Origin of the sequence: Arsukibacterium sp., assembly GCF_018402695.1 — a bacterium.
In the GTDB taxonomy this organism is placed as follows: Bacteria; Pseudomonadota; Gammaproteobacteria; order Enterobacterales; family Alteromonadaceae; genus Alishewanella.
In genome coordinates this window covers 32,929-48,982 of sequence record NZ_JAGYIM010000022.1, presented here as the reverse complement: position 1 = coordinate 48,982, position 16,054 = coordinate 32,929, and the positions used below count along the sequence as shown (strand labels likewise).

Genomic DNA, 16,054 nt, shown 5'->3' with positions numbered 1-16,054 from the left:
CCAGTATACAGCATTTGCTAGCGGACAGCAGCAGCCAGCCGTTCGGCCACATCAATACTGACCGGGCCAATCACCGTTATATCATGCTGTGGTGCACTTAACATGTAGATTGTGGTCGCCCCATCACGGTAGGCTTGAGTTGGCATTTGCTGACTGGGTTGGACGAACACCGATACCTGATGCAAGCCATCGGTCAGCAGCCAGTAACTTAACAGGCTTTGCTGCAACTGCGGCACAATGTGCGGATCTTCTACCAAATGGTAGCCGTCTGGTAGCCAGCCGAGCTGCATTTGATTTACCGGCAATACCGCGCCAGTCTGGCGAGCCGCCGGTTCAGGTAGTTCGCTGTCCAGCAAGCGCTGCAGATTCTCTGGCAGTTCAGGGCTGATTTGCATATGAGTAACTAACCAGCGCTCCAGCGGCGCCTGTTGCTCCGACATGATATCAATCCGCAGTGGGAAACCTGATTCAACTTCAACCCACAGCCAGTAACTATGCCGGCCGGCGTCATTAGCGCTAAGCCGCAGTAGCTGGGCGGTATGGCCCGACATAACGGAGCTGCTGCCTAATACTGCGGTGTAAAGGTTGCGAATTTGCTGACTGTCCTGGAACAAAATGGCGGGTAATTCTTTAATACTATCGCTGGTGGTGACCAGAGCGGGCCGGTCAGTTAAAAAATAATACACTACGCCGTCACGACGCAAAATATCAACGCCGTCGGCATCAAGTGGCACCAGGTGCTCAATTTCGCTATCACCCTCACGGCCGTGTTGCCAGCGAAAGGTCTCGACCTGGCCACCTTTAAATACCACAAACGAGCTGTCAAAATTATACTGTTTAACGCTCAGCTGAACCCGGTCAAATAAGGCCCAGCCTGCCTCATCGGCCCGCAGCAAGCTGCTGCACAATAACAACAGGGTGCAACACAGGCTTACTACTTTATTCATATTACTGCTCGTTTTCTTGCTCAGTTTTCGGCTGGTCCTGCGCCATCACCCTAACCTGCTGGCGGTGAGCCTGTAACAACACCTGCAATCTGCGCTGCTGCTCCTGCATTGCCTGCTGCTCCTGCTCAGCAAAGCGGGTATCAGCGGTGGTAGAACTTAAACTTACCGGCGTAGCGAACCCCCCTATCGGGTTGGTTTGTAATACCGGGCTAGGCGACATTAAGTCCTGGCCATTTGGCTGTTGATATTGTTGCACACCCAATACCGCAAACAACGCCACCCCGGCCGCGACAGCACCCTGTGCAACAGGTTTCAGCCAGCTGCCGTTCGCTGCGTATTTGATACCAGCGCCTACTTTATGCAATAAACTGCGGCTTTGCGTCAGCTGATATACCGGCTCATCCTGCAGCAACTTAGCAATATCTGCGCTGAAATCTGATGGTAACGGCACCGTTTTTTCACGCCGGAAAACAGCCGCAGCTAATTGATACCGTTCAAGCTTCTGCTGTAACTCAGGTTGCTGTAACAAAAGGTCAAGCTCAGCATCACTGATTTGCCGGTTGTCACTGGCTGCTGAGAGCCAATCCTGCTTTTCTAACGACATAATTTTTCCTGTCTGCTTGCTGTTCATTAATCCGGTTTAGCCTATCAATGGTTTTAACTGAATGTCTATCGCTTCACGTGCCCGGAAGATCCTGCTGCGCACTGTGCCAATAGGACACGCCATCACTTCTGCGATTTCTTCGTAACTTAACCCTTCAAGCTCTCTGAGTGTTATTGCGGTACGAAGTTCATCTGGTAATTTATCTATAGTGTTAAATACCACAGCACGAATTTCTTCCGACAACAGCAACCGCTCTGGCGAATCCTGCTCTTTTAACGCATCGCTGCCTTCAAAATACTCAGCATCTTCGGCATCAACATCGGTAGCAGGTGGCTTACGGCCGTTTGCTACCAGATAGTTTTTTGCACTGTTAACTGCAATCCGGTACAGCCAGGTGTAAAAGGCACTTTCTCCCCTGAACCCCGGCATTGCGCGGTATGCCTTGATAAAAGCTTCCTGTGCGACGTCTGCAACATCTCCGTGGTTAGAGACATAACGCGAGATTAAGTTCGCTATCCGGTGCTGATATTTTTTTACCAACAGATTAAAAGCAGCTTTATCGCCTTGCTGGACCCGCTGGACAATTTGCCAATCTAATTCTTGCTCGCTCATTCTGTGAGCCTGTCCCCTGTAATACCTATTAGGTCGTCGATTTTAAATGGCCCTGGTCTGGCGTTGAAGCTCTGACCGTGGCCACAATAAATAGTTCTGTTTATTATGACAAAACCGCTACAATAGTTTGATCCAACAGCCCGGCTGTCGGGTAATTGCAGCGGTAACCCCAAGGTTACCCTAACATTAAGGCTCAACTGGGATAAGTGTATCGCATGACACGACAAAATGAATATCATTGTGACGTATTAATTATTGGCAGCGGCGCTGCCGGCTTATCATTGGCGTTGCAGTTAGCTGATCATGCGAAAGTGTTGGTATTAAGTAAAGGACCCTTACGGGAAGGCTCCACTCTTTATGCCCAGGGTGGCATAGCCGCAGTATTCGATGAAAATGACAGTATTGCGTCCCACGTTAACGATACCTTAATTGCCGGTGCCGGTTTATGCGATGAGGCCGCTGTGCAATTTACAGCCGAACATGCCAAAGAGGCCATGCAATGGCTGATAGAGCAAGGCGTGCCTTTTGACCAATACCATGATACCGATGGCAGCCTCAAATATCACCTTACCCGGGAAGGGGGCCACAGCCATCGACGTATTTTGCATGCAGCAGATGCCACTGGCCAGGCGGTGCAGATAACCCTGGTTGACCAGGTAAAGCAACATCCGAATATTCAGTTGCTGGAAAATTATAACGCTATCGACTTAATTAACGGCAGTAAGCTTGGCCTGGATGCTAAACGCTGTTACGGCGCTTATGTCTGGAACAAAACCCGCGCCAAGGTAGAAACCATTAAAGCCCATTTTGTCGCGCTGGCCACCGGCGGCGCCAGCAAAGTCTACTTGTATACCAGTAACCCGGATGTTGCCAGTGGCGATGGTATCGCCATGGCTTGGCGGGCTGGTTGCCGCGTGGCTAATATGGAATTTAACCAGTTTCATCCGACCAGTTTGTATCACCCCGACGCACCAAATTTTCTGATTTCAGAGGCAATGCGGGGGGAAGGCGCCTATTTATGCCGGCCGGATGGCAGCCGCTTTATGCCGGAATTTGACGAGCGCGCTGAGCTGGCGCCACGGGATATTGTGGCCCGGGCCATTGACTATGAAATGAAACGCCTGGGCGCCAACTGTCTGTATCTGGATATCAGTCATCAGCCGAAAGATTTTATAATTGAGCATTTCCCGACAATTTACGCCAAATGTTTAAGTGTCGGTATTGATATCAGCCGTCAGCCTATCCCGGTTGTCCCTGCGGCTCATTATACCTGTGGTGGCGTGCTGACAAATCTGAATGGTCAGACCGACTTGCATAATCTGTATGCTATAGGTGAGGTAGCGTACACCGGCTTACACGGTGCCAACCGGATGGCGAGTAATTCGCTGCTGGAATGTGTTGTGTTTGCCCAGGCCGCTGCCAAACATATCCTGAGCCAGTTGGCAGCCGACGCCCGCTACGCCGACATCGCACCCTGGGATGAGAGCAGGGTCAGTGATTCCGATGAAGAAATTGTTATTACCCACAACTGGCATGAGCTCAGACTATTTATGTGGGACTATGTGGGTATTGTCCGCACCAATAAACGGTTGGAGCGGGCTTTACACCGCGTTGAATTACTGCAATCGGAAATTCATGACTACTACAGCCATTTCCGGCTAAGCCATAACTTGCTGGAGCTGCGTAATCTGGCCCAGGTTGCTGAACTGATTATCCGCTGCGCCATGGCCCGGAAAGAAAGCCGGGGCCTGCACTACAATCTTGATTATCCGAATTTACTTAGCAGCAGTAAACCTACTGTGCTAACCCCTGAACCTGGCCCCCTGAACCTGGCCATACCACCTTAGTTTCCCGGGTATTTGCCGGCTCCGGCTTGCCAGTTAAACTGATTAAGCTGGCGCGCCAGCGCCCTGTAGTCGGCAATGGTCAGCTGGTCGGCAAGCAACCACTGTAAATGCTGGTTGTTATTTTCGCTTCGCCAACGCAGTAGCAGCCCGAACTCGCTGACCAGACAGCCAGCAATAAGCTGTCCTGCCGGCTGCTCGCTTTGCCACCAGCGTAGCTGGCCATTATCTTGCAAGCTCAGCCCCTTCGCTACCGGCCCTTGCTGGTATAGATTCACCCCATACCAATACAGTATAAAAAGTAACGGTGCAGCCAACCAGAGACTAAGCGGCGGCAACGGCTGAAAAGCAAACAACATAAATAGCATTACCGCCAGCACCAGCATACCGCAACGGCGCCAGCGCGAGCGGGAAATGGCGACGTTACACCCGGACACGGTCAAGAATTAAGGTTATCAGCGCCTGCAACGACGGATCTGATGACTTGGCGTGCCCCATAAACCAGGCAAACAAATCCGGGTCGTCACATGCCAGTAACCGTTCAAAATCTTGTTTCTGTTGCAGCGATAGGGCGTCGTAACCTTCTTCAACAAAAGGCGCCAACAATACGTCCAGCTCCAGCATACCGCGACGGCACGCCCAGCGTAGGCGGGGTTTGATCATTAACTCGGTCATTTATATTCCTTACTGCCAGCTACATTATAAAGAAACGGCGATTAAACAATTCTGCCGCTTTGGGGTTGAGCTTTTCACTGCAGCCCCAATGTTACAACTATCTACGCTTTGGTGATACTTTTGGTGACATAAACAATGCATACATCCTGGTTAACCGCAAAGAGTTACGGCCAATTATCAAATCAGGTTCAGGGTGCTTTTATTGCCCCCTTGCCTGCGTTCGACATTATCCGGGTCAGCGGTGCTGATAATCGCAAGTATTTGCAAAGCCAGACTACCTGTGATCTCGACGAGTTAAGCAACGACACCTTTCTCCGGGGCGCCCATTGTGATGCCAAGGGTAAAACCTGGTCAGTATTTCATTTGTTGCAACACCATGAAGAGCTGCTTATTGTTGCTTTTCGGGACGAGCTGAGCGCATCCGTTGCCCAATGGCAGAAATTTGGCGTGTTTTCCAAAGTGAGCTTTGAATCCGGGCAGGATGATTTTGCCACACTGGGTATTGGCGGTGCAGGTGCTGAGGCATTAGTCAGCCAGCTTGGCTTTAAATTGCCAGACGGCAATGGTAGGCTAAGCCGCCATAATGACGGGGCAGTATTACAGTTGGCAGATCAGCATTTCATGTTGATCTTGCCTAAAGCTGATGCAATAACCTTGCTGGATAGCGATTATCCGCTGGCAGCACCTACCCTGTGGTTAAAGCAGCATATTTTGCATGGACTGTGTTATCTGGAACAGCCGCTGATTGGCGAATTTGTACCACAAATGCTTAACTTACAGGCGGTAGATGCCATCAGTTTTACCAAAGGTTGTTACCTTGGCCAGGAAACGGTAGCCCGGATGAAGTATCTGGGCCGCAATAAGCGCGCTGCCTGGATCCTGCAGGCTGATACTGACGAAGCACCAGCCGCAGGCTGTGATATCGAACAACAGTTTAACGACAACTGGCGCCGGGTGGGCCAGGTTATTAACGCAGTGAATATCAATAACCAGCTTTGGTTAATTGCGGTGCTGCCTAATGATATAACGCCGGCAGACTCGTTACGGTTAAAGTCCGACAGTGCACCGGCACTGCAGTTACTGCCGTTACCTTATCCTTTAAGTTAAAGAGGTTTTCATGACCATTTCACAAGACAAAGTCGTCGCCATGCATTACACCGTTACCGATCCGGACGGTAACAAACTGGATTCATCTGTTGATGGCGAGCCTTTGGTATTTTTGTTTGGCCATGGCGCATTAATCCCCGGCCTGGAAAAAGCCTTAGCAGGCAAAGCGGTTGGTGACAGTTTTACTGCAACCATTGCGCCGGAAGACGCCTACGGCGAGCGCCACGATCAATTAGTGCAATCTGTACCTAAAACTATGTTTGAAGGTATGGACGTAGCGCCGGGCATGCGTTTTCGCGCAGCAGGCCCCGATGGTCGTGAGCAATCAGTGATCATCCTGGATGTGACTGAAGAAGAAGTCGTCGTTGATGGCAACCATCCATTATCGGGCATCCAGCTGAGCTTTGACGTTGAAGTACTGAAAGTACGTGAGGCAACAGAAGAAGAATTAGCCCACGGCCACGTCCACGGTATAGAGGGTGACGAAAGTCATTAATGCATTGACATTAATGTAATTAGTACCAAAACCGCAGCCTGTAGTTGCGGTTTTGCTTTTTTTGGCCGCGACGAAAACCTTGACAGCAGCGACAAAGCACCCTATTTTGACCGCTTGTTCTGTTTTTAACCATTGTAAAAGCTGTTATATCAGATGAAAGATCGCATTATTATCTCGGTATCGAGCATCAATGGTACCCGCCACTTTAGTGTCAGCAAGCTGTTTAAACGCAATGCAGTGATTAGCTTATGGCTAATCCTGTTTACTGTAATTATCACCGCTGCGGTCATTGATTATCTGCTGAAGACTGTAGACCACACCAAAAATCAACATCAGCTGCTGGCAGCACAAGCGGAGCAGCTCAGTTCAGAGATCAACCAACTCAGCCAGACCCGCGAGCAGTTACAGCAGGAGCTGGCGATTAAGCAGGATGAAATGCTGCAGGTCAGCAACCGGCTGGGGGAAATTGAACTGACCCTTGGTCTGGAGCAACAATTCCCGCAGGATTTAGAGGCCAGGCTGGATACGGCAACCGTTAATTCCAGTGCCAAAATGGCGATGTTGCAGCTGGTTCCCAACGGCTCACCGCTGGAGTTCCGCCGGCGCTCTTCCCGTTTTGGTGTGCGTACCCATCCAATTATGGGCAAACAACAGCACCACAATGGCATCGATTTATCTGCTAACCGTGGTACACCAATTTACGCGCCGGCAGATGGCGTGGTTGAAGTGGTCCGCCCCAGCAAAAATGGTTATGGCAACTTACTCAAAATTCGGCATGCCTTTGGTTTTTCGACGCTTTATGCTCACTTAGATGAATTTAAAGTTGCCAATGGTCTGTTTGTCCATAAGGGCCAGTTAATTGCCACCTCAGGAAATACCGGTAATTCAACGGCACCGCATCTACACTATGAGATACACTTTTTAGACCGGTCACTTAACCCACAAAACTTTATGGATTGGGATGCTAATAACTTTGACCTGGTATTCGAAAAAGAACGGAGCATTAAATGGGATTCTTTAGTAACGATGCTGCAAACCAAAGCAAGCACACAACTACAACTGTCATCGCTGCGGGATGCTCAATTATCGGAAGCCTCCGATTAAGCTGCGATATGCAGGTAGATGGCTATGTCGAAGGGGTCATTACCAGTGAAAAGACCCTGATTATCAGCGCTGCCGGCCGGGTTAAAGCCCAGGTCACTGCTGACAAAGTAATTATTAATGGCTTATTTGACGGTGAATTATTTGCGAACACGGTAGAAATTTTACCTCAGGGCAAGGCAATGGGTATTATTCACAGTGACGATCTATGCATCGAGCGTGGTGGCAGCTTTATCGGTGAAACCCAACGCACCGCTCAGGATCAGGTGGTCAGTCTGGCCAAACCTGAGCAGGACGATGCTGCAACTGAGAACCGGATTGAGAACAAAGCCTGAACAAAAAAACGACAACACCCTAAGTTAACTTCTGCTATAATGCCGCCCCTTTGCAGGCGGCGTCCTGTTTTTAGTTACAGGATCATATTGTGTCTGACCACTCTTTTAACCAACTGGCCCTGCCAGCGCCCTTGCTGGAATGCCTAACCAGTCTCGAATACCTGCAGATGACACCGGTACAGGCGCAAAGTCTGCCCGCAATTCTAGAGGGCAAAGATGTGATAGCCCAGGCTAAAACCGGCTCAGGTAAAACGGCGGCTTTCGCGCTGGGTTTATTGGCAAAACTAGACGTAAAACGCTACCGGGTTCAAAGCCTGGTGCTGTGCCCTACCCGCGAACTGGCAGAGCAGGTTGCTGCTGAAATTCGCAAGCTGGCCCGCAATATTCACAATATTAAAGTATTGACCCTGTGTGGTGGCGTACCTAACCGCAGCCAAATCGTCTCGCTCGAACATGGTGCCCATATTGTAGTTGGCACTCCTGGCCGGATCCTTGACCATCTGCAGCAGCAACGACTGGATCTGAGCAATTTAACAACTCTGGTACTGGATGAAGCTGACCGGATGCTGGAGATGGGTTTTGCAGATGCTCTAAATGCCATTCTCGCTGACGTACCGGCAGTAAGACAAACGCTGCTTTTCAGTGCTACTTTTGATAAAGCCGTACGCCAGATTGCCGATTCCATTATGCAGACTCCTGTAAGCGTAACGGTTGCAAGCCCCCATACTCAAAGTAGTATTGAGCAACAGTTTTATCAGCTAGACGGAGTAAGCCGGGCCGACGCGGTAAAATTGCTGCTACACCGCTTTGTACCAACCAGTACTGTGGTATTTTGTAATACCAAACGGGAAACACAGGAATTAGCTGACACCCTAAAGCAAGCCGGGGTCAGTGTTATCGCCCTGCATGGCGATTTAGAGCAGCGTGACCGGGAACATGCGTTGCTTAAATTCAGTAATAACAGCGTCAGTGTGTTAGTTGCCACCGACGTTGCTGCCCGCGGCCTGGATATCGACAAACTGGATTTAGTCATTAACTATCAGCTGGCCCATGATGTTGCGACTCATACCCACCGCATTGGCCGCACCGGGCGTGCCGGTAACAGCGGGCTGGCTTGTTCACTGCTAAGCGCAGACGACGGCCAGAAACTGGCGGCGCTGGCTGAGCAACTAAGCCTTGAGATCACAGCCCAGCCGTTACCTGACAACTCGGTACTGAGCCAGAAATTACCAGAACCTGCCATGCAAACGCTGCAAATTGATGGCGGCAAAAAACACAAATTACGCCCGGGTGATATTGTCGGCGCCCTGACCAGCGGCGGCCAGATTGTGTTTGCCGACATTGGTAAAATTCAGATGCTGGATACTGTAGCCTTTGTTGCGGTTAACCGTAAGGTGGCTAAACAAGCATTAGCGCTTTTAAACGACGGTAAAATGAAAGGCAAAAAGTACCGGGTCTGGCGACTGTAACCGCAAACCCGGCTGGGATGTAAAGCTGAATTAATGGTTAGCGGGTTATTGGTTCAGCTTGCAATAAGGTATTAATCCAGCGCTGTTCCGTAATGAAATTCCAGTGCCAGTTTTGCCATTCATCACCCAATCCTGCTTCGACAATTTGCTCGTTAGTTAAGCCTTTAGCTTGCTGCTGCTCTACTATTTCCAGAGTTTTAACCATCATCTGATGAAAGCGCTGCAGCCCGGCTTTATCAGTCAGCTCACCGTGCCCTGGAACAACCTTAGTATTATCATCGATGTTGTCTAATACATAGGCTACGTTGGCAATATAGCCGCGAACCGAGCCGCCGTTATTTAAATCAATAAAGGGAAATCGCCCCTCAAACATCATATCACCCATATGCACCACGTTTTTATCGTCAAACCAGACAACAATATCACCATCAGTGTGGCTGGGTGGCAGATATTCCAGGCGAATTTTCTGACCGTTCAGGTTCAGGCTTAATTGGGTTTTAAAGGTTTCGGTGGGTAAGCCGGCGCGCGGAAACGTTTCGTCCTCACTCAGGCGTTTCAGCACATTGGCATGCGCAATAATCCGCTTGGGTTTTAACGCACTGTTGCCGTTGACATGATCAGCATGTAAATGGGTGTTGATTAGCGTGCCCAGCGCTTTTCCGTCACTGAGTTCGACTAATTTGGCATTAATCTTATCGGCCAGTTCCGCAAACTGAGCATCAATCAATATCACTTCATTATCGTTTACCAACGCCGCCATATTACCACCGGAACCGGTCAGCATGTACAGGTTGTCAGCCAGTGGTGTGGCGTTAATCTCAACGTTAGCAAAGCGGTTAGCCAGTGCAGGCAGGCTCATCACCAGCAGCAGGATCAGGGTGTAGGGTTGTAACCTTGGCATCGTTATTATCCTTAGTACAGGTTATATCAATAAAATGCAGGCAGCTTACAGTTGTAAGCGCCTGTTCACTTAATAGCTTAACCTATACGCAGCGATCCACCATTCAGATGATTTTATTATCTTGCCAGTATTTCTCTTTCTGCAACCGTTTCTGTCTTTTTTCACAGGGTTTATCGCAATCACACGCTTTATCAATATTAAGCTCGCCCAGGCCGCCACAACTTCCGGCCAGGGTTTTACGCTGGACAATAACGCCCACTGCCATCGCTAAAACCACCACCAGAAATAAACCAAAGGTAAATATAAATACCGCCATCGCTTACCTCACTTCGTCAGCTAAAAAGGGTTGAAACGCGTCACTGACCAGCTCGCTGTAGCCCTCGTCAGTTTTAATAATCAACAATGCAGCAAGCTGATGCTGATTAGCAAATTGTATCGCTTCTTCTGCGCTCATAATATGTAACGCTGTAGCATAACCGTCAGCGGTCATGCTGCTTGGATGAATAACCGTACTGGACACTGTTCGATGCTGAACTGGCTCAGCTGTGCGCGGATCGATCAAGTGAGAATAGCGAATACCGTCCTGTTCAAAATAATTACGGTAATCCCCTGAGGTGGCAATCGCCATATCACCCGGGGCGATAATCCTTTGCACCGCCCGGTCTCCCGCCACCGGTTTCTCAATCGCTACCCGCCATTCCCGGTCAGGTTTACGGCCGTTAACCCGCATTTCACCGCCAATATCCACCATATAATCCGTGATACCTGCTGCCTCCAGAATTTCAGCTAACCGGTCGACGCCGTAACCTTTGGCAATGGTCGATAAGTCGAGGGCTAAGCGGGCATCTGTTTTCACCAGCTGATTAGCATCAAGGCTGATTTTATCAAGGCCAACATAGTCACTGACAAGCCGCAGTTGCTCAGGCTCAGGACGCTCAGTAATCCGACCTGCAGCACCAAACCCCCACAGTTCGACCAGAGGTCCGACAGTAATATCCAGTACTCCTCCCGTCTGCTGGCCTATTCTTATAGCTTCGGCAATCACTTTGGCTGTTTGTTCACTTAGCGTATAAGGCTCTGTGGTTTGCTGCAGGTTAAACTGCATCAGCTCTGATTCAGCTCGGTAAGTCGACATTAAATCGTTAATCAGCTCCAGCTCCTGCTCCAGCTGTTGTTGCAAAGCCTGATTATCCACTGGCTGCACACTGAAGAACTTGACGCTGTAGGTCGTGCCCATGGTGTTACCGTGCAGCTCCTGCTCCTGTGGCAACTTAGCCGCGGGTGAACAGCCACCTAGCCACAAGCTTATAAAAGCTAACCAGATAAACGAAAAAGGGTGGACACGTTTCATCATATTTCCTGATAACATTCCTGAAAAATTTCCTGCTTAAGCAGCGACCAACACGGCTAATAACATAAAAGGGGCAACGCAGAACGTTACCCCCTTTTAATATATCTAAGGTTGTACTGAGTTAACCGCCGAAATCATCAAGCAGTATATTGTCGTCTTCAACCCCTAAGTCTTTCAGCATGTTGATAACCGCTTTGTTCATCATTGGCGGTCCGCACATGTAAAATTCACAATCTTCCGGCGCTTTGTGGTTTTTCAGGTAGTTTTCATAAATGACGTTATGAATAAACCCGGTATAACCATCCCAGTTATCTTCCGGCTGCGGGTCTGACAAGGCAACATGCCACTCGAAGTTGTCGTTCTCAGCCGCCAGCATATCGAAATCTTCCACGTAGAACATTTCACGCTTAGAACGTGCGCCATACCAGAAGCTGATTTTACGCTTCGATTTTAAGCGACGTAACTGATCGAAAAGGTGTGAACGCATCGGCGCCATACCCGCACCACCACCGATAAATACCATTTCAGCATCAGTGTCTTTGGCAAAGAACTCACCAAATGGCCCTGAAATCGTCACTTTGTCACCTTCTTTCAGGCTCCAGATGTAAGACGACATCTTACCGCAAGGCAGGCTCAGATTATTCGGCGGTGGCGTCGCAATCCGCACGTTCAGCATAATAATGCCTTCCTCGTCCGGATAGTTGGCCATCGAGTAAGCACGGATGGTTTCCTCATCAACTTTCGACTCTAAGCTGAAGAAATTGAAGCGTTCCCAGTCACCACGGAATTTTTCCGGAATATCAAAGTCTTTGTACTTAACATGGTGCGGCGGCGCTTCAATCTGGATATAACCACCGGCGCGGAATGGTACTGACTCACCATCCGGAATCGCCATTTTCAGCTCTTTAATAAAGGTTGCCTTGCTATCATTAGAGATAACTTCGCAATCCCATTTTTTGATACCAAAGATTTCTTCTTCAACTTCAATTTCCATATCAGATTTAACCGCAACCTGACAGGATAACCGGCAACCTTCGCGCGCTTCACCTTTAGTGATATGGCCCATCTCAGTTGGCAGTATTTCGCCCCCACCTGATTTAACATGGACCCGGCACTGACCACAAGAGCCACCGCCACCGCAGGCAGAAGACAGGAAAATACCATTGTCTGCTAATGCACCCAGCAATTTACCACCCGCTTTGGTTTTGATGGCTTTGTCCGGGTCGTGATTAATACTAATCGTAATGTCGCCGCTTTCCACCAACTTGGATTTTGCTGCCAGGATAATAAACACCAGCATTAAAACCACTATGGTGAACATGCCAACGCCAAGATATATCTCTTGCATTATATATTCCCTCTACTGCTTTACAGTGAAACGCCAGAGAAAGACATAAAGCCTAGCCCCATTAAACCCACTACCAGAAAGGTAGACCCTAAGCCGCGTAAACCAGCGGGTATATCAGCATACTTTAACTTCTCACGGATGCCTGCCAGCAAGGTAATCGCCAACGCCCAGCCAACACCGCTACCCAGACCGAATACTACACTCTCACCGAAGTTATAGTCACGCTCAACCATAAAGGCTACCGCACCAAAAATAGCGCAGTTAACGGTAATCAAAGGCAGGAAGATACCCAGGGCGTTGTACAGTGCCGGGAAGAACTTATCTAAAGTCATTTCCAGAATTTGCACCAGCGCGGCAATAACCCCGATATAGGTTAAGAAGCCGAGAAAGCTTAAGTCTGCTTCAGGAAAGCCTGCCCAGGATAACGCGCCTGGTGCCAGTAACAGGTTAAACACCAGATTGTTAACCGGTACCGAAATTCCCAGTACCACAATTACCGCAACCCCTAGACCGAAAGCGGTTTTAATTTTCTGTGATACCGCTATAAAGGTACACATCCCCAGAAAGAACGATAGCGCCAGGTTCTCAATAAAGACGGCACGCACAAATAAGCTTAAGTAATGTTCCATTTGCTGCTCCTTATGCCTTCTCTACTTGTTCCGGACGATATGTCCGCAACACCCAGATAAATAGTCCGATAATAATAAAAGCACTGGGTGCAATCAGCAGGAAACCCATTGGCTGGTACCAGCCGCCTTCGCTCAGCAATGGCATAATTTGCACGCCGAACAGTGAACCTGAACCACCTAACTCGCGGATAAAAGCGACGACCAGCAGCACCACGCTGTAGCCCAAACCATTACCAATACCATCTAAAAAGCTCATGCCAGGTGAACTTTTCATAGCGTAGGCTTCAGCCCGGCCCATTACGATACAGTTGGTAATTATCAGGCCAACGAATACTGATAGCTGCTTAGCCAGATCGTAAGCAAAGGCCTTCAGGAACTGATCCACCACGATTACCAGCGAGGCAATAATGGTCATTTGCACAATGATCCGCACGCTTGATGGAATGTGATTGCGTATCATAGAGATAAAAAGGTTTGAAAATGCAACTACGAAAGTCAGTGCAAAGCACATTACCAATGCAGTATCCATCTTAGTGGTAACTGCCAGCGCTGAACAAATACCCAATACCTGTAATGCTATCGGGTTGTTGGCGAAAACGGGCCCAAACAGGACCGTTTTAATCTCTTTTGCATTAGCCATTGTTTAAGGCTCCTTGACGCACTTTGGCTAAGAAAGGTCCGAAACCGTTCTCGCCAATCCAAAAAGTAAAGGTATTTTGCACCCCATTTGCGGTTAGAGTTGCGCCCGACAAACCGTCAACCTCGTAGTCGGAGTCTGGGTTCGCGTTACCTGGTTTTTTCACTTCCAGGCCAACCACACCACCGTCTTTCGTCAGCTTTTTACCTTTAAATTGCGCCTTCCAGCGCTCATTCTCAATTTCCGCACCTAAACCCGGCGTTTCACCTTGCTCATAATAGTTGAGGCCAATGATGGTATTGCCATCTGGCTGTAATGCCAGAAAAGCATGCATCGTTGACCATAAACCATAGCCATGAACCGGCAGTACTACCGATTGCAGATTACGGTCTTCATCATATGTAAGGTAAACCGGAGCAAGCTCAGCAATCCGGCGAATTGACGCCACATCCGTTGCGCCATCCAATGCAGTGCTTTGCTCAGGGTCTTTCATTGCCCGGCGGTAATCATAGGCTTTGGCACAGGCTTTATCGCAGTCGGCCACGATTTCACCTGTTTCCAGATTAACCAGCCGCGATTCAACATGTTTTTCAAACTTTTCAGCAATTTCCTGTGGCGAAGCTTTGCCTTCAATCAGGCCGACGCTGCGCAAAATGTTTACCTGAGAATCCAGTAGTTTATTCTGGTTCTGCTTCGGTCGCAGTTGCACTGCAGCGGTAGACACCACGATAGCGCAAACTAAACACAAGGAAACTACTACAATCAGCGTTTTGCTGATGGTGTCATTATTACTAGACATTGCGTGCCAGCCTCCGCTTAATATTGGCCTGAGCCACGAAGAAATCGAATAAAGGTGCAAACAGGTTAGCAAACAGGATGGCCAGCATCATGCCTTCCGGGTAGGCCGGGTTAGCAACGCGGATCATAATCACCATAAAGCCGATTAAAATGCCGTAGGCCCATTTGCCCTGATTGGTAAAGGATGCTGAAACCGGATCGGTTGCCATAAAGAACATCCCGATAGCAAACCCACCCAATACCAGATGCCAATGCCAGGGCATAGCAAACAGCGGGTTGGTGTTTGAACCGATAGCGTTAAACAGGTAGCTGGTTAAGATCATCCCGATCATCACACCCAGCACGATACGCCAGGAAGCAATACGGAAGTAAATTAATGCTAAACCACCCACTAACAAGGCCAGTACTGAGGTTTCACCGACTGAGCCAGGAATAAAACCTAAGAAGGCATCCCACCACAATTCGGTATTGGCACCATAATCCAGTTCGCCCATTTGTGCTTTACTTAACCAGGTAGCACCTGAGTAACCATCGGCTACAGTCCATACGGCGTCACCGGATATTTGTGCCGGATAAGCAAAAAACAGGAAAGCACGGCCAGCAAGCGCCGGATTCAGGAAGTTACGGCCCGTACCACCAAATACTTCTTTGGCCACAACGACACCGAAGGTAATACCCAGCGCAACCTGCCATAACGGAATGGTTGCCGGCAGGATCAGTGCAAAAAGAATTGAACTGACAAAAAAGCCTTCGTTGATTTCATGCTTACGCACCGAAGCAAACAAGACCTCCCAGAAACCACCAACGATGAAGGTTACGGCGTATATTGGCAAAAACCAGACGGCACCATAAAACATCTTGCCGGCCCAGCCTGACGCTTCAGTCAAATTACCGCCCAGCATCTGGAATATCGCAACCTGCCAGGTATCAGGTGTGCCATAACCGGCTACCAGCGCTTCTACCGCCTGATGGCCAATATTGTACATACCGAAAAATAATGCCGGAAACAGTGCCAGCCAGACAAAAATCATGATTCGCTTCAAATCAATACTGTCGCGAACATGAGTGCCATTTTTGGTAACTAAACCAGGGGTATAGAAGATAGTCGCGGCAGCTTCATACAGCGCGTACCACTTCTCATACTTACCGCCTTTCTCAAATTGCGGTTCAATGCGCTCTAAAAAATGCTTTAAACTCATG

19 protein-coding genes are annotated in these 16,054 nt (G+C 49.1%); 6 read left to right on the top strand and 13 right to left on the bottom strand.

What is annotated here, in order from left to right:
- Positions 1–17: 17 nt before the first annotated feature.
- Genes KG631_RS14735 through rpoE form a run of 3 tightly spaced genes read right to left on the bottom strand, consistent with a single transcriptional unit; the run spans position 18 to position 2,163 of the window.
- Complete coding sequence (locus KG631_RS14735) at positions 18–947, bottom strand: MucB/RseB C-terminal domain-containing protein (protein ID WP_214000445.1); 930 nt, start codon at positions 945–947, stop codon at positions 18–20.
- Between the two features lies 1 nt (position 948).
- A complete protein-coding gene (locus tag KG631_RS14730; protein WP_214000444.1) occupies positions 949–1,551 on the bottom strand; it encodes an anti sigma-E factor RseA C-terminal domain-containing protein in 603 nt (200 codons plus the stop codon).
- A 36-nt stretch (positions 1,552–1,587) separates the two neighbouring features.
- Positions 1,588–2,163 (bottom strand): RNA polymerase sigma factor RpoE, encoded by a 576-nt coding sequence (gene rpoE / locus KG631_RS14725; protein ID WP_097111534.1) that lies wholly within the window; start codon positions 2,161–2,163, stop codon positions 1,588–1,590.
- 215 nt (positions 2,164–2,378) lie between these two features.
- Between rpoE and nadB the strand changes: the two genes are divergently transcribed.
- Complete coding sequence (gene nadB / locus KG631_RS14720; protein WP_214000443.1) at positions 2,379–4,010, top strand: L-aspartate oxidase; 1,632 nt, start codon at positions 2,379–2,381, stop codon at positions 4,008–4,010.
- On the opposite strand, the gene KG631_RS14715 is transcribed toward nadB, so the two are convergent.
- Together KG631_RS14715 and KG631_RS14710 are read right to left on the bottom strand one after the other, a co-directional pair.
- Positions 4,007–4,444, bottom strand: coding sequence for a protein YgfX (locus tag KG631_RS14715; RefSeq protein WP_365869187.1), 438 nt, complete (start codon positions 4,442–4,444; stop codon positions 4,007–4,009). The two genes, nadB and KG631_RS14715, sit on opposite strands and share 4 nt — an antisense overlap.
- Positions 4,431–4,682, bottom strand: a complete 252-nt coding sequence (locus tag KG631_RS14710; protein WP_214000441.1) for a succinate dehydrogenase assembly factor 2 — start codon at positions 4,680–4,682, stop codon at positions 4,431–4,433. The genes KG631_RS14715 and KG631_RS14710 overlap by 14 nt, the downstream gene beginning before the upstream one ends.
- Positions 4,683–4,817: 135 nt before the next feature.
- Between KG631_RS14710 and ygfZ the strand changes: the two genes are divergently transcribed.
- From ygfZ to dbpA, 5 genes are all read left to right on the top strand, one after another.
- The gene (gene ygfZ / locus KG631_RS14705) at positions 4,818–5,789 is read left to right on the top strand and encodes a tRNA-modifying protein YgfZ (protein ID WP_214000440.1); all 972 of its coding nucleotides are present in this window, start codon (positions 4,818–4,820) and stop codon (positions 5,787–5,789) included.
- 10 nt (positions 5,790–5,799) lie between these two features.
- Complete coding sequence (locus KG631_RS14700; protein WP_214000439.1) at positions 5,800–6,285, top strand: peptidylprolyl isomerase; 486 nt, start codon at positions 5,800–5,802, stop codon at positions 6,283–6,285.
- 153 nt (positions 6,286–6,438) lie between these two features.
- Positions 6,439–7,389, top strand: a complete 951-nt coding sequence (locus KG631_RS14695; RefSeq protein WP_214000438.1) for a M23 family metallopeptidase — start codon at positions 6,439–6,441, stop codon at positions 7,387–7,389.
- An 8-nt stretch (positions 7,390–7,397) separates the two neighbouring features.
- The gene (locus tag KG631_RS14690; protein WP_301003869.1) at positions 7,398–7,721 is read left to right on the top strand and encodes a polymer-forming cytoskeletal protein; all 324 of its coding nucleotides are present in this window, start codon (positions 7,398–7,400) and stop codon (positions 7,719–7,721) included.
- Between the two features lie 89 nt (positions 7,722–7,810).
- Positions 7,811–9,190, top strand: a complete 1,380-nt coding sequence (dbpA, locus tag KG631_RS14685) for an ATP-dependent RNA helicase DbpA (RefSeq protein ID WP_214000436.1) — start codon at positions 7,811–7,813, stop codon at positions 9,188–9,190.
- Between the two features lie 37 nt (positions 9,191–9,227).
- Here dbpA and KG631_RS14680 read toward each other — a convergent pair whose 3' ends face one another.
- From KG631_RS14680 to KG631_RS14645, 8 genes are all read right to left on the bottom strand, one after another.
- Positions 9,228–10,091, bottom strand: coding sequence for an MBL fold metallo-hydrolase (locus KG631_RS14680; RefSeq protein WP_214000435.1), 864 nt, complete (start codon positions 10,089–10,091; stop codon positions 9,228–9,230).
- A gap of 103 nt (positions 10,092–10,194) precedes the next feature.
- Positions 10,195–10,407 carry a (Na+)-NQR maturation NqrM gene (nqrM, locus tag KG631_RS14675; protein ID WP_097111524.1) on the bottom strand — a complete coding sequence of 71 codons (213 nt, stop codon included), beginning with the start codon at positions 10,405–10,407 and terminating at the stop codon, positions 10,195–10,197.
- 3 nt (positions 10,408–10,410) lie between these two features.
- A complete protein-coding gene (locus KG631_RS14670) occupies positions 10,411–11,442 on the bottom strand; it encodes an FAD:protein FMN transferase (protein WP_301003868.1) in 1,032 nt (343 codons plus the stop codon).
- Between the two features lie 121 nt (positions 11,443–11,563).
- Positions 11,564–12,790, bottom strand: a complete 1,227-nt coding sequence (gene nqrF, locus KG631_RS14665) for an NADH:ubiquinone reductase (Na(+)-transporting) subunit F (protein WP_214000434.1) — start codon at positions 12,788–12,790, stop codon at positions 11,564–11,566.
- A 20-nt stretch (positions 12,791–12,810) separates the two neighbouring features.
- Complete coding sequence (nqrE, locus tag KG631_RS14660; protein WP_214000433.1) at positions 12,811–13,419, bottom strand: NADH:ubiquinone reductase (Na(+)-transporting) subunit E; 609 nt, start codon at positions 13,417–13,419, stop codon at positions 12,811–12,813.
- A gap of 10 nt (positions 13,420–13,429) precedes the next feature.
- On the bottom strand, positions 13,430–14,059 hold the full coding sequence (locus KG631_RS14655) for an NADH:ubiquinone reductase (Na(+)-transporting) subunit D (RefSeq protein ID WP_214000432.1): 630 nt from the start codon (positions 14,057–14,059) through the stop codon (positions 13,430–13,432).
- Positions 14,052–14,855, bottom strand: a complete 804-nt coding sequence (locus KG631_RS14650; RefSeq protein ID WP_097111519.1) for a Na(+)-translocating NADH-quinone reductase subunit C — start codon at positions 14,853–14,855, stop codon at positions 14,052–14,054. The genes KG631_RS14655 and KG631_RS14650 overlap by 8 nt, the downstream gene beginning before the upstream one ends.
- A complete protein-coding gene (locus KG631_RS14645; RefSeq protein WP_214000431.1) occupies positions 14,848–16,053 on the bottom strand; it encodes an NADH:ubiquinone reductase (Na(+)-transporting) subunit B in 1,206 nt (401 codons plus the stop codon). Before KG631_RS14645 ends, KG631_RS14650 begins: the two co-directional genes overlap by 8 nt.
- Position 16,054: the final 1 nt, after the last annotated feature.

Bases quoted from the DNA above. Each gene is read 5' to 3' on its own strand.
- KG631_RS14735 (WP_214000445.1), bottom strand. From the start codon at position 947: ATGAATAAAGTAGTAAGCCTGTGTTGCACCCTGTTGTTATTGTGCAGC.
- KG631_RS14645 (WP_214000431.1), bottom strand. From the start codon at position 16,053: ATGAGTTTAAAGCATTTTTTAGAGCGCATTGAACCGCAATTTGAGAAA.
- nqrM (WP_097111524.1), bottom strand. From the start codon at position 10,407: ATGGCGGTATTTATATTTACCTTTGGTTTATTTCTGGTGGTGGTTTTA.
- rpoE (WP_097111534.1), bottom strand. From the start codon at position 2,163: ATGAGCGAGCAAGAATTAGATTGGCAAATTGTCCAGCGGGTCCAGCAA.
- nqrF (WP_214000434.1), bottom strand. From the start codon at position 12,790: ATGCAAGAGATATATCTTGGCGTTGGCATGTTCACCATAGTGGTTTTA.
- KG631_RS14695 (WP_214000438.1), top strand. From the start codon at position 6,439: ATGAAAGATCGCATTATTATCTCGGTATCGAGCATCAATGGTACCCGC.
- KG631_RS14670 (WP_301003868.1), bottom strand. From the start codon at position 11,442: ATGAAACGTGTCCACCCTTTTTCGTTTATCTGGTTAGCTTTTATAAGC.
- KG631_RS14680 (WP_214000435.1), bottom strand. From the start codon at position 10,091: ATGCCAAGGTTACAACCCTACACCCTGATCCTGCTGCTGGTGATGAGC.
- KG631_RS14690 (WP_301003869.1), top strand. From the start codon at position 7,398: ATGCAGGTAGATGGCTATGTCGAAGGGGTCATTACCAGTGAAAAGACC.
- nadB (WP_214000443.1), top strand. From the start codon at position 2,379: ATGACACGACAAAATGAATATCATTGTGACGTATTAATTATTGGCAGC.
- KG631_RS14710 (WP_214000441.1), bottom strand. From the start codon at position 4,682: ATGACCGAGTTAATGATCAAACCCCGCCTACGCTGGGCGTGCCGTCGC.
- KG631_RS14730 (WP_214000444.1), bottom strand. From the start codon at position 1,551: ATGTCGTTAGAAAAGCAGGATTGGCTCTCAGCAGCCAGTGACAACCGG.
- ygfZ (WP_214000440.1), top strand. From the start codon at position 4,818: ATGCATACATCCTGGTTAACCGCAAAGAGTTACGGCCAATTATCAAAT.
- KG631_RS14700 (WP_214000439.1), top strand. From the start codon at position 5,800: ATGACCATTTCACAAGACAAAGTCGTCGCCATGCATTACACCGTTACC.
- KG631_RS14655 (WP_214000432.1), bottom strand. From the start codon at position 14,059: ATGGCTAATGCAAAAGAGATTAAAACGGTCCTGTTTGGGCCCGTTTTC.
- nqrE (WP_214000433.1), bottom strand. From the start codon at position 13,419: ATGGAACATTACTTAAGCTTATTTGTGCGTGCCGTCTTTATTGAGAAC.
- KG631_RS14650 (WP_097111519.1), bottom strand. From the start codon at position 14,855: ATGTCTAGTAATAATGACACCATCAGCAAAACGCTGATTGTAGTAGTT.